This window comes from Burkholderia sp. WSM2232 (assembly GCF_000472545.1).
GTDB lineage: Bacteria > Pseudomonadota > Gammaproteobacteria > Burkholderiales > Burkholderiaceae > Paraburkholderia.
Genome location: NZ_AWZV01000023.1, coordinates 47,318 through 60,046 on the forward strand (window position 1 = coordinate 47,318; position 12,729 = coordinate 60,046).

Below are 12,729 nucleotides of genomic sequence, written 5' to 3' on the forward strand. Positions count from 1 at the left end.
TTGCACCTGGCTTTTCGCTAATGCCCCCGCGTCACGACGCAACGCCTGCGCGGAGCCGCCATGAATAATGCCGAGAGTGTGGTCGCCGCTGCCAGGGCGGAGCCGCTTGCGCAAAAGCGCACGAGCCATCGTTGGGTGGTGATGGGCCTGATCTTCTGCATCTGGGCGATTGCCTGCGCGGATCGCGCCAATTTCGGCATTGCACTGCCGTACCTGAAGAGAGAATACGGCATTACCAACACGCAGGCCGGCCTGATAGTCAGTCTCTTTTCGTTTGCATACGGCTTCGTGCAAATACCCGTCGGCCTGCTTTACAGGCGGCTCAGTGAAAAGACCACGGGCTTTCTGTTTTCGATCTTCATGATCTTCACCTCGGTCTTTACAGGGCTGATGGGCACGACCTCGTCGGTGTTTCTGCTGCAGGCGTATCGCGTCGGTCTCGGCCTCTCGGAAGGCCCGTTGGGTATCGGCTGCACGAACGTGATCAATCGCTGGTTTCCCGCGAAAGAAAAGGGCACGGCGACCGGACTCTGGATCGCTGCGTCCAAACTGGGTCCGCTGATCGTGCCGTCGGTATGCATCGTCGTGATCCAGTTGTGGGGGTGGCGCGAGATCTTCTACGTGTTCGCCGTTCCGGGCATCGTGCTCTCGATCGTCTGGATGTTTGTCGTCACTAATTCGCCTGCTGAAAACCGCTTCTGTTCCGAAGCCGAGCAGCGTTATATCGCCGACGACACCCCACGCGAGAGCCGCGGCGCCAACGGGTCCCGGCGCAGCGAGGGCGCGCCTATTCCTTACCTGGATGCCTTCAACCGGACGAAGCGTGTTGCGCAACTCGAGACGGTTCGCCAGGTGTTCGGCTCATGGAACATCCTCGGCGTGGCGCTCGGCTATGGCTGCATGATCGGCATCAGCAATATCTTCATGTCGTGGATGCCGACCTACCTCGTTACGGTCAAGGGTTTTGCCTCGGTGAAAATGGGCTTTCTCGCGTCGGCGCCGTTTATTGGCGCGGTCGCGGGCAACATGCTCGGCGGCGTGATCTCGGACCGGCTGCTCGGCGGCCGCCGCAAGCCGATGATGATGCTCGGTGCGCTCGGCACGATGCTCACCATGCTGCTGTTGATCGACGCGCCGAACAGCGTCGCGTATCTCGGCGTGACGCTGATGCTTGCCGGCCTGATGCTCGGCATCGGCTTCGCCGGTTATTCCGCGTATCCGATGGGACTGGCGACCAAGTCCACGTATCCCACGGCGTTCGGCATCGTGAACTGTGTGGGCCAGATAGGTGGCGCCTGCGCGCCGCTTGCGGTCGGCATGCTGCTCGACAGATTCAGTTGGACCAGCGTGTTTCTTTACATGGTCGGCACCGCGCTGTTGTGTCTATTGCTCCTCTTCAGCGTGGTGGAGCCGATGGTCGCGCGGCACGGCGATGCGCAGGGGAAGGGCCGGTAGGTCGCCTGCGCGGCACATTCTGCAGGGATTTTCGGACGGGTGCGGCGTTGTTTCCAATGTGCCGGGTGCCGGTCGCGCGCAAGTGCGCGACGCACCGTCTTGAGTCAGAACTCGATGGTACTTTTTATTCCGACGATGGTCTCGTTGCCGATGCGCGAGGCGGGGTGGTTCGGATCGGGTATGCCGCCGGACGGGCGAATCGCAAACTGCAAGTCCCCTTGAAGCTGCCACCATGGCGCGACCTGATATTGGTAGGTCGCCTCGAGTATGGTCTCGCCGGTGCGTTCAGGGTAACCGGTAGTGTAGTGCTGCGTGTCGCGATCGAGGCTGCGCGCGTGCGATCCGATTCGCGAATAGCCGAGCGCCAGTCCCACAACGTCCGCGTCCCGCCCATTGAACGGCGCGCTGAGTGTGACGCCGGCGTTGATCCCCATGTCGATGAGATTACGGTCGCCGGGCGCAGCCATAAGCTCGGCAAATACACTTAGCGAGCGAGCGCTGTATGTGTTCTGACGCCAGACCATCTGGTCGGCAATGGCATAGAACCCGTGGTTGCCCGCATGCTGGCGTGCTGCGCCGTTGCTCGTGCTATTGGCGAGCGATCCCCCCGCGCTGTCGATGCGAAGATCGCCGAAGTGCTGCGTGTTGTACCACAGGCCCAGCTTGTAAGTACCGGGCATCCCCCTAGTCTGCTGCGCGGAGTGCTTAGCGGATTCCTGATTAACAGTGAATTGCGCTTCGGCAATCAACAATGCGCCGCCGTGCAGGTTGAATGTGGTGCCATGCGCATTGCGTCGTTGAGGATCCCCTTCTCCCGGGCCAGCCGGGTTGCCGTCGAACACGCCCGCGAGTATCGTCCATGCATTGGACGGCGAAACGCGAAGCCGCGCACCGAGCGAGGAGAGCGGGTATGCCGGACCGCCGTCGGGCATATCCGCGGACGGCAGGCCAGGCCAGCCAAAAGTCGCGTTCATGAAAGTCGCGCCGTGCTCGCTCGTCATGAACTCCTGATCGAGACTCTGCTGGCCCAGTTTCAGGTCTGCGCTGCCCTCGAGCAGAGACTGCCGGTACCAGAGTTCCCAAAGGCGCGTGCCGGCGTTCGCCTCGAGACCGCTCGCATTCTGCAGAAGGTCGAGGTTGCGTTGGCTCAGGCTCGTACCATGAATCTGCAGAGCCGATGCGTGCAGCGTGCCGCCGGGAAGGCCGAATGCCCTCTGCGTGTCGACACTGAGATCGAGCTGGGTCGTCCCGTCGTATGCGCCGCCGCGACGGGTCCCCCCAGACAGATTGCGTAGATATTCATCAGTTTCCTGCAGGCCGAGGCTGACGCCGTAGCGATCGAGCCATGAGCGCACTCCGGCCATGTCACCGAACAGCACCGTGCGGTTCCACAGTCCCTGCGACGAAGGCTCGGGAGCTGATGCTGCGATTGTGTCCGCCAACGCGGGGCGTGCGAGAAAGAGCGCGAGCAGGGCGCCTGCCGCGATGGGCTCCAGTCGCTTGATCGTGAATATGTTGTTCATGAACGTGCAGAGTGATGGATGCATGAGCGCGTTCGCGCGTTGTGCATTCCCGGATTGGAATAGGCGAGTTGCTACGCGGGCTTCTTTAATTCGCTGCTTGATGGCGCAATGGTCACCATGTGATGGAGTCGTTTGGGGACCGCAGGCGCTCTGCGGCCCCAAAACGACTCACGCGTAGGCTAGCGCGCTTCTGTGATTGAACAGGTCGGTGATGTACTCGATCGTGTCCAGCATGTTGCGCAGCGTTCGATCGTGCCGCGGCGTGCTTATCGGAATATCTTCTGTAATGCGGCCGGGGTGCGCGTCGAGCACGATCACGCGGTCGGACAACATGACTGCCTCCGAGATGTCGTGCGTGACCATGATCATGGCTTGTGTCGTGATTGTGCCCTCGGTCCACATACTCATCAGATCGGTGCGGAGCTTTTGCGCAGTGAACATGTCGAGTGCCGAGAAGGGTTCGTCGAGCAGCAGGAGTTCAGGCTGTACCGCGAGTGCCCGGGCGAAACCGACGCGCTGGCGCATGCCGCCAGACAGCTCCCGCGGGTAGACCTTCTCGTAGCCCTCAAGGCCGATCATTCTGATCAGATTCGACACCGCAGTGCTGACGTCCACCAGATCCCTACCTGTGGCAACGAGGCCGAACGAAATGTTCTGGTACACCGTCAGCCAGGGATAGAGCGCGAACGTCTGGAAAACCATGCTCACCGCAGAATGTGGAGTGGTCACTTGTTGCCCCATCAATGACACTGTACCGAGCGTCGGACGGATCAGGCCAGCGATGATCTTGAGCAGAGTGGACTTTCCGCATCCGGATTTGCCGAGAACGCTGATGAACTCATTCGAATCCACAGTGAGGTTGATTCTGTGCAGCACGTCTTGCCGTGAGCCGCTGCTGTCCACAAATGTCTTGCCGAGATTCTTCAGTTCGAGCAGATTTGACTTCGTCATTGCAGTTACCTCGATCAGTCGTATTTGTACTTTTGTTCGGCGAACCGGTACACCGGTTGCCACACGAACATGATGCAGAGCCCCACCATGAAACACATCGCTGCACAGCCGAGTGCCGCAGCCGCGTTGTCGCCCTTGTCCGTCGCCTGAGAGATGTAGGCTCCAAGGCCCGTAGTGCTGACGGTGTTTGTGCCCCACTGAATGATTTCTGCCGCAATGGCAGCGTTCCATGCACCACCGGCCGCGGAGATGGTGCCCGTGACGAGGTAGGGAAAGATCGCCGGCAGCATATACAGGCGCCACCACATCTCGCCTTTCAGATGAAAGATCCTGCTCACTTCGGTAATCTGGTTGGGTACGGCGAGCGTGCCGGCGATCGTGTTAAAGAGGTAATACCATTGCGTTCCTACCATAATCATGGGGATCGTCCACCACCCCAGGCTTTGATGCCGCGTCATGACGAAGAACGCAATGATCGGGTAGTAGATGTTGGGCGGTACTGCAGCCAGAATCTGCGCGATGGGCTGCGCGACAGTCAGCCGCTTCGGGTTCGAGGCAAGCCAGATCCCAAGGGGGACGCACAGCAAACAGGACAGCACCATTGCGAGCACGACACGAGCCGACGTCTCCAGCATCCACCACGGCAAAACGTTGAAGAGATTCTTGGGAAACAACTCCCACAGCTGATAGCCAAAGTACGCGCCTGCCATGGTGAGCCCGAAATACCAGAGGGTGGCCCACAACCAGTTGAGTCGGGCGAGAGCAGTCACAAGGCAGTGCAGTCGTAGCGCGTACCAGATCTTTGGAAGCTCGTAGAGCCACAGGTCGCTAAAGGCGCGCAGTTCCTGTCCTATGAACGCCGCAATGTTCGACGCAAGCAGGCAGTCATAGAGCCATGAGCGATACAGCGAGTCCTTTTTCGCAGATGCGTCGTCGTTCTTGAACCGGATCGTGTAGCGCACGAGAGGCCGAAAAACGAGCTGGTCGATCAGGATGATATTCAACGCGAGCGCAATGATCGCGTAAAACACAGCCTTGATGCTCTCGTGCGCCAGCGCAACCGACACATACGAACCCACGCCGGGAAGCAGGGTCGTGTTGCCGTTTGCCGCCGGGATTGCTTCGGATGCGACCAGCGCGAACCACGCAGCCGCTTGCGAATTAATGACGTTCCAGAGAAAACCCGGCGCAGAGTACGGTGCTTCGAGACGCCAGAAACGTTGCCAGGCGTTGTACCTGAACGAGTCAGCGACGTCGCACAGCTCCTGCGGCACGACCCTCATCGTCTGATAGACACTGAGCATCATGTTCCAGGCTTGCCCCGTGAACACCGCAAAGATCGCAAGTGCCTCCATACCCATTGTGTTGTCCGGGTACAGGTTGAGGAAGAAGCCCGTGGTGAATGTCATGAAGCCCACGAGCGGCACGGACTCCATGAAATTCACAAAAGGCAGAATGACCCGGCGCATTGGCGCATAGCGTGCAGCAAGGACGGCAAACGTCAGGGTGAACAACGTTGACCAGACCATTCCAAACAGGAAGCGCATTGTGGTGCGGGACGAGTAGTAGAGCAGGTTGGTGGCGTCGAGCGTCACTTCCGGGTTGTCGGCGGCGGGCTGGTGCATGCCGTGCCAGGCGACTCCCAGGAACCACGCAAAGAGCATCAGCAGCGTGAGTACTACGGCATCGCACAGCAGCGAGACGACTCGACGATCAGGCTGTAGGTGAAGTTGCATAAGAAGTTCTCGTAGGTTGCGCATTAAAAGCCCTCTCTTGGGTATATCGAGCCGTCATCGGGACATGAATGACGGCTGTCTCGCCTGCTCGCAGGGACGCTTGGGTGCACGCAGTCTTTTGCGGTTCTTTTTGCCTCTCGAAGCGAGCCACACTGTCGGGTTCAGGGTCAGGCGGTATGCGGCGTAGCCACGCACGGCGCACGGATCGCAGTTGGTGTCCGATCGCCCCGTAGTGGGGCTCGGGCAACGCTTTTCGGCAAGTGCGAAGTACAGCAGGCTTCCAAGCATGAAGCGGGAAATGATTTGTGGTTTCATGATGTGATGACGCGCCTCGCGCTTGATCTAACGCCTGCGTGATCGAATCGCAGTGCTTGCGCACATCGCAGCGGATCAAAGATTCCGCTGCAATGAGTCGTACTCCTTATCAGACACATCTGATCACGGACTAATCGAAGTCAGTGTTCCGAATGATGGCCACGAAATCCGGTCTGCGTCTGACGTTCGACACAACGCTCGAGACGTGTCCCTCCTTGCTAGAGTAACTTGCAGAATTGAAGCCACGCATGCAGCGCGGCACGGCCCTGGACAAAGTTATCCACCACGAGGCAGGCAGCCGTCGCGCGCCGCAACGCAGGTCGCGCAACGCGACGAGCAGAAATGCTCAGGCGCTGTTGCGGGCGAGCGCAAGCGACGACGCGGGAAAGCCCTCGTGTCGGTTAAGTGGCAACTCTGGCCGGGGTGAATCGAATGGCCGGCCACACGTGTTCGTCGCGAGTACGTGCGCTACGCGAATGGCGCGCAAACGCATCACGTCGGGTGGCGTGCTGTTCGATTTAAAGGCGGGGAATTTGCCCGGAAGGGGCGAGAAGCGCCGCATCCTGCTGCTCTGGATGCGACGCAGAGTTCTGCGTTACATCTCAGAGTGCAGTCAAGTTGGTACAGGACCAACTACAACTCGCATCGGTGTTCACAGAAATCTCCGGCAGTTCAGATGGACCGAATGGTAATTGCTCTTTATCTGCCTCGTCAATAGGCAATCGTGCGGCAAATGGTATTGATCAAAAGAGTCCTAAACAGGAGCGCAACAGCGCAAGCCACGACGCGAATGGATTCACTTAACACATGCGCGAAGATTCGAAAGGTTCATTACGAAACCTGCCGTCTGTATGGCATTGGTTTGTCCTCGCATTACCTGATGAATTCAGTGCGGTGTACGCGCTGTTCGCTGTGCCCCGTGCTGGACATTTCATTCACGAATCGTACTGCTTTGGTATTGGCGATAGTTCCGTACCTGTCCGATTGATTGCGTGTTTCGGAACCTGTATCGTCCTTCTCCATGTCGACGGGTGCGACGATTTGCGCGATCTGACGTTCGTCCGGGCAGCCATTGCGAACAGTCGTGGTGCATCAGACTTTCCTGATTCGATGCTACTGCTACCGGTTCCCAGATCGGTGACATTGCAAAGAGTGCGACCGGTGCGGAAGTGGTAGGCGACCCCTCTACGCCTCTTCCGTGCCGGCAAGGCACTGATATCTCGACAGTGCCTTGCTTTTAGAGCCGCTCTCAGCGGCTCTCTTTTTTTCGAGGTGACCGCTCAATGATCAGTAGAGCTTTCTAATGGCCACGGCTGATTTCGTTTTGCGGTCAAGCTACCACGAATGCATGGACTGCCATTCATTGAACTGATCTCATTGTGCTCGACCGATGCAAGAACCGTACGTGTCCGATTGAGAGGAATTTGAATGAGAAATATGCTTGTCGCGGGGCCTGAGCGCACCGTTTCTCTTCGGTGTGATCAGCCGCGAAACCGATCAACCCTGTTACGAACGATCCTCATGTGCATCAAGGTTATCTGCGCTGACAGACATCCGGTTCTGTTAATTGGTATGCAGGCCATCATCGAACGTATGGAGGAGGTGGAACTGGTGGGCACCGCTAACAACTGTACCAGTGCGCTGCGCCTGTCGAGCGAAGTCTTCTTCGACGTGCTAGTCACCGACACGAGTGCCCCGGCACCCGATTATGACGACTGGCGCCCTTTGATCTGCCTCATGCGCGACAGACATCCGGAAAAGGGCGTTGTTCTGCATTCGTGCAATAGCAATGCCGCGTATCTGTCAACGCTGTCTTGCTGCGGAATCCACGCTCTCGTGGGCAAGAACGATATTACCCACCACCTGGGAATTGCCATTCAGTCCGCTTTCCGGGGGGGCACGTACCTGTCGCCGCAGTTGGCTTCGGCCACCGAGGCGCATGCGCAGCTACACGGTACGCCAACGCCGCTGTCTTACCGTGAAATCGAGGTATTGCAACTGCTTTTGTCCGGCAACAAAGTCAATGAGATTGCGAAAAAGCGGTCCCGCGCCAAGCAGACTATCAGCACTCATAAGTCGAGCGCGATGTCCAAACTTGGCATTTCGTGCGACGCGGGGTTGTTCAGGGCGATCTCCGAGGAGGACCTCTCACTGCTTGCGGGGCTGCGAAACACTGTGCGCGGGGTATCGAATTGAAGACCCGGTTATTCCGACGTTCAGTAAGCAAGTACCGTAGGGGGCGCGCGATTTTGACTGCAAGGAGTTCCATCATGAGGGTACTGGGCAAATTCACTTTGCCGGTCGTCGCATTGGGCATAACCGGATGCTCAGACCTTTTTTCAAATCCGTTTGCCGAGCACTTCACGGCCACGAACAGTACGCAGGACGTCTCGCGCAGTCCCGAAGCGCCGCGCAATGGGATCGATCTGCTTGTCAGGAATGACATCGAAGCGGAGCGCAGACACCTTGGCGACCTCCACTTTCGTCTGATCGGCACGTCGCGGTTCCGGTGGACAGAGCTCACATCCTGGCGCAGCGACGCGCTTGCTCAGGCGCGGGAGGTCGGTGCCGAGGTGGTGGTCGTCAGTCGGCGCCCGGCGAGTACGGTGACCCATACCATTCGAATCCAGTACCCGGATAACCGGACCAGCGTCCAGAAGGTACTGAATCCGCAGCCGCGGACCATGCTTGGCACACCTTTGCAGGACGAACCCGGTGGACTCACGTCGTACCAGGTCAACACGGTCCAGGTAATCGACTACAGCGCTTATTTCTGGTTGAGGCCTCAGCAGAAGTAATGGTGTTGCCGGCGGGTGGACACATCGCGACCACCTCGCCGGCGACATCATGAAAAGTGCAAACGGCGCTGCGGTGGCTCAGTCGTTCCTCTCAGTTGCCCTATGCGGCTTTGGGGTCCTTCGCCGGGTCAACATGTTCATCGCTTCGACGAACGCCGAGAATGCCATCGCCACATAGATGTAAGCCTTCGGCACATGCGATCCGAAGCCCTCGGCGATCAGCGTCATGCCAATCACGAGCAGGAAGCTCAAGGCCAGCGTGACGATAGTCGGATTGCGGTCGATGAATTGCGAAAGCGGGCGCGCGGCGAACAGCATGGCCATGACCGCGCTGATCACCGCAACGAACATGATCGGCACGTGGTCGGTCATGCCGACGGCCGTGATGATGCTGTCGATCGAAAACACGAGGTCGAGCAACAGGATCTGGCCTATCGCACCCGCCACCGTCAATTGCACAGCGCTGCTTGCTGCGCCGCGTTCCTCATTGCCGGAGGCATGCACCACGTGATGGTGCATTTCACGCGTCGCCTTCCATACCAGGAAGAGACCGCCGCCGAGCAGGATCAGGTCGCGCCATGAGAATGCGTGGCCGAACAGCGCGATTGCAGGGGTGGTCAATTGTGCGATCCAGGCGACCGTACCGAGAAGCCCCAGTCGCAATACAAGCGCGAGCATGATGCCAAGGCGCTGCGTACGAGCGCGCTGTGCTCGCGGCAGCTTGTTGGTGAGGATCGAGATGAAGATGAGATTGTCGATACCGAGCACGATTTCCATCACGACCAGCGTGAGGAGCGCGACCCATGCGGCGGGGTCGGCAGCGAGTGCGAGCAGAGTGTCCATGAGTTCGTGAGTGAATGGGTGGAATAGGCCAGACAATAGCGCCCATGATCGCGCATGGCGCGTATCGTATAAACCGGTGTTAAACTGACCAACATTCTGGTTTTTTCGAACCTGACTTCCGTGGACCGCACTATGCTCAACTACCGGCACTTGTACTATTTCTGGATCGTCGTAAAGGAGGGCGGCTTTGCACGCGCCGCCGAGCGGCTAGACATGGCGGTTCAGACCATCAGCGCGCAGGTGCGAGAGCTCGAAAAATCCATCGGGCGGCAGCTATTGAAACCGGCCGGACGAGGCGTGACGATGACCGAGGCCGGCGAGGCGGCATTCAGCCGCGCGGAGCAGATCTTCCAGCTTGGCGAGGCGTTGCTCGACGACATGCGCGAAGCAGGCGGCGAGGACGTGGCCCGGCTTGCTGTCGGTCTGTCCGACGGCATCTCGAAGCTCGCGGCTCACGCACTTCTTGCGCCGGTGCTCGGCACGCCGTCGCTCAGGCTGCTGTGCCACGAGGGCGAGCCCGCACAGTTGTTGTCCGAACTCGCGTTGCATCGGCTCGATCTGGTGCTTGCGTGCCAGCCTGCGCCGCACAATTCCGACCTGCGCGTACTGAGCCAGCGGCTCGTGGGCGCACCGGTCGACTGGTACGGTCCGGCCGAGATCGTGCGCAGGTCGGCGCGAGCCGGCTTTCCGCAGTGCCTCGCCGAGATTCCTGTGCTGTTGCCTACGCGGCATGCCGCGTTGCGCGGGCGGCTTGACCGCTGGTTCGATTCGCAGGGCATCCGGCCACGCGTTGTCGGCGAGTTCGAAGACAGCGCGCTGATGGCGGTTTTCGCCGCGCGCGGCCTCGGCGTTTTTCCACTTGCGGAACTCGGTGCTGAAGATCTGTCGCTGTTGCGCGGCTTGCGTCGGCTTGGACGCGCGGAGGGGGTGATCGAAGAGATACACGCCATCCGCTCGCGCCGCGGCCAGCATCACACGCTGGCGTCTCAGGTGCTCGCCACCGCGCGCTCGTAGTCCCGCAACACTTGCGACGGCAGTCCATGACGACTCGTGGCGGGCCTCAGTTCGTGTCCCCATGCGTCAAAGACGGCCGCGAGCAGCGCGATTTCACCGTCCGCGAGGTAGTCGTCGGCGACGGTTACCGCGACGCATAGGCGAACGACCTTGCGGCGCAGCGCGGGGTCGTCGATTTCGTCGATCAGCGCGGCGAGCAGCGCGGTGTCGAGACAACCCATGGGAGGCGTGCACGACAGCTGCGCAATTGAACGGTCCTCGCAAAGCGCCTGCACGATGCCGGCGAACTGCGCGGGCGCAAGGCCGAGTTCGCCGGCTATGTTCAGCTTTTCGAGCGCCCGTTCTTCGGAGCTGCATACGTAGCCGTCCGAGGTGAGGGCCAGCGCGACGATACGTGCTGCTGCTTCTTTACTGTTACGCGGATAGGTTCGCATGATCGGGTCCTTTCGCGGAAGATGTCCGTATTGACGACAACCCAGTCTGCGGCAACATCGGTATCGGATAAACCTGTTAATGGCGAAGCTACGCTTCGGAAAATCCGAATCTCCGCGCGGTGCGATCGGACACGCGGTTGCAGAATAACCGGCAAGACGCGCATTGCGCCGCTGCGCGCATTGCCGGGGCGCGCGAACCGTTACAACATGCCCAGTTGTTGTGCAGTGGCGTCGACGGCCATTTTTGCCTTCGCGACGATCTCGTCGATTTCCTGCCTGCTGATAACCAGCGGCGGCGACAGCAGCATACGGTCGCCAGTCGCGCGCATGATCAGGTTGCCGTTGAAGCAGAAGTCGCGGCAAAGGGTGCCGACATCACTCCCATTCACAAAGCGTTTTCGCGACGAAGGTTGTTGCGCAAGCTGAATTCCGGCGACCAGCCCGGCGCCGGCAATCTCACCCACAATCGGATGATCCGAGAAGGCTTCGCGCAGTTGCTTCTGGAAGTAGGGCCCCGTGTCCAGTCTGACTCGCTCGACGATTTTCTCGTCTCGCAGCAACCTGAGGTTCGCTACCGCCACGGCTGCTGCGACCGGATGGCCGGAGTAGGTAAGGCCGTGGTTGAATTCGCCGTTGTCGATAATCGCGGTCGCGATACGATCGTGCAGGCCGACCGCGCCCATTGGTACGTAGCCGCTCGTCAGCCCCTTAGCCAGCGTGATGAGATCGGGTTCGAAGCCGAAGTGCTGGTGAGCGAACCATTCTCCCGTGCGCCCAAAGCCGCCGATAACTTCGTCGGCAACCAGCAGAACATCGTATTTGCGGCAGATACGCTGAATTTCCGGCCAGTATGTCGACGCCGGGAAGATGACGCCGCCCGCGCCCTGGAACGGCTCGCCAATGAACGCGGCTACGTTTTCAGCGCCTGTTTCCAGGATCTTTGCTTCCAGTTGCTGCGCACGAGCGAGGGCGAACTCTTCGGGCGTCTCGCCGCTTGCAGCTTCACCGAAGAAATACGGCTGGTCGATATGGACAACATTCTCGACCTTTGACGGCATTTGCTCATGCATGTAGCCCATACCGCCGAGCGTGGCACCCGCGATCGTGGAGCCGTGGTAGCTGTTCCGGCGCGAGATCACCACTTTTTTCGAATGCTTGCGCTGCGTGGCCCAATATTGATGGACGATGCGCAGCACCGTGTCGTTACCTTCGGAACCGCTGTTGCAGTAGAAAAAGTGCTTGAACGGTTCCGGCGCAAGTTCGGCAAGCAGCGCCGACAGCTCGATAATCGGCGGATGAGTGGTCTTGAAGAAGGTGTTGTAGTAGGGCAATTCCTGCATCTGCCGGTAGGCCGCATCGGCGAGTTCTTTGCGCCCATATCCGACGTTCACGCACCAGAGGCCCGCCATGCCGTCGATGATCTTGTTGCCTTCCGAGTCCCACAGATATACACCCTGCGCTTTCACGATCACGCGGCTGCCGCTGCGATTGAGCGAGCCCATATCCGAAAAGGGGTGAATGTGGTGCGCAGCGTCGAGTGCGCGATATTCCGCGGTACTGCGTTGCGGTGCGGGGGCCGCGCTCGCGGCAGATTGCGCCGGTTGCACATAGGCGATTTCTTCCGTTTGGTAGCTCATTCTGCTCTCCGGGTTGTTTCTGT

Annotated in this window: 10 protein-coding genes; 4 read left to right on the forward strand and 6 right to left on the reverse strand. The window is 59.5% G+C overall.

Annotation, left to right across the window (positions count from 1 at the left end):
* The first annotated feature begins 60 nt into the window (after window positions 1-60).
* The gene (locus F757_RS0120950) at window positions 61-1,455 is read left to right on the forward strand and encodes an MFS transporter (RefSeq protein ID WP_027213104.1); all 1,395 of its coding nucleotides are present in this window, start codon (window positions 61-63) and stop codon (window positions 1,453-1,455) included.
* A 104-nt stretch (window positions 1,456-1,559) separates the two neighbouring features.
* Here the strand turns inward: F757_RS0120950 and F757_RS0120955 are convergent, their stop codons facing one another.
* The 3 genes from F757_RS0120955 to F757_RS0120965 form a co-directional block, all read right to left on the reverse strand.
* A complete protein-coding gene (locus F757_RS0120955) occupies window positions 1,560-2,978 on the reverse strand; it encodes a carbohydrate porin (RefSeq protein WP_027213105.1) in 1,419 nt (472 codons plus the stop codon).
* A gap of 168 nt (window positions 2,979-3,146) precedes the next feature.
* Complete coding sequence (locus tag F757_RS33905) at window positions 3,147-3,929, reverse strand: ABC transporter ATP-binding protein (protein ID WP_035467280.1); 783 nt, start codon at window positions 3,927-3,929, stop codon at window positions 3,147-3,149.
* 14 nt (window positions 3,930-3,943) lie between these two features.
* Window positions 3,944-5,665 (reverse strand): ABC transporter permease subunit, encoded by a 1,722-nt coding sequence (locus tag F757_RS0120965; protein WP_027213106.1) that lies wholly within the window; start codon window positions 5,663-5,665, stop codon window positions 3,944-3,946.
* Between the two features lie 1,836 nt (window positions 5,666-7,501).
* Here F757_RS0120965 and F757_RS33910 point away from each other — a divergent pair.
* A complete protein-coding gene (locus tag F757_RS33910) occupies window positions 7,502-8,176 on the forward strand; it encodes a response regulator transcription factor (protein ID WP_051376836.1) in 675 nt (224 codons plus the stop codon).
* Window positions 8,177-8,250: 74 nt separating this feature from the next.
* Entirely contained in the window at window positions 8,251-8,778 is a 528-nt protein-coding gene (locus tag F757_RS0120975) for a hypothetical protein (protein ID WP_027213107.1), read from the forward strand.
* Window positions 8,779-8,856: 78 nt separating this feature from the next.
* Here the strand turns inward: F757_RS0120975 and F757_RS0120980 are convergent, their stop codons facing one another.
* On the reverse strand, window positions 8,857-9,621 hold the full coding sequence (locus F757_RS0120980; RefSeq protein ID WP_027213108.1) for a TerC family protein: 765 nt from the start codon (window positions 9,619-9,621) through the stop codon (window positions 8,857-8,859).
* A gap of 132 nt (window positions 9,622-9,753) precedes the next feature.
* Here F757_RS0120980 and F757_RS0120985 point away from each other — a divergent pair, with 132 nt between their 5' ends.
* Window positions 9,754-10,635, forward strand: a complete 882-nt coding sequence (locus F757_RS0120985; RefSeq protein WP_027213109.1) for a LysR family transcriptional regulator — start codon at window positions 9,754-9,756, stop codon at window positions 10,633-10,635.
* Here the strand turns inward: F757_RS0120985 and F757_RS0120990 are convergent.
* Both F757_RS0120990 and F757_RS0120995 read right to left on the reverse strand, forming a co-directional pair.
* Window positions 10,608-11,069 (reverse strand): TerB family tellurite resistance protein, encoded by a 462-nt coding sequence (locus F757_RS0120990; protein ID WP_027213110.1) that lies wholly within the window; start codon window positions 11,067-11,069, stop codon window positions 10,608-10,610. The two genes, F757_RS0120985 and F757_RS0120990, sit on opposite strands and share 28 nt — an antisense overlap.
* Window positions 11,070-11,269: 200 nt before the next feature.
* Window positions 11,270-12,706: an aspartate aminotransferase family protein gene (locus F757_RS0120995; RefSeq protein WP_027213111.1), complete on the reverse strand. Its 1,437-nt coding sequence runs from the start codon at window positions 12,704-12,706 to the stop codon at window positions 11,270-11,272.
* Window positions 12,707-12,729: the final 23 nt, after the last annotated feature.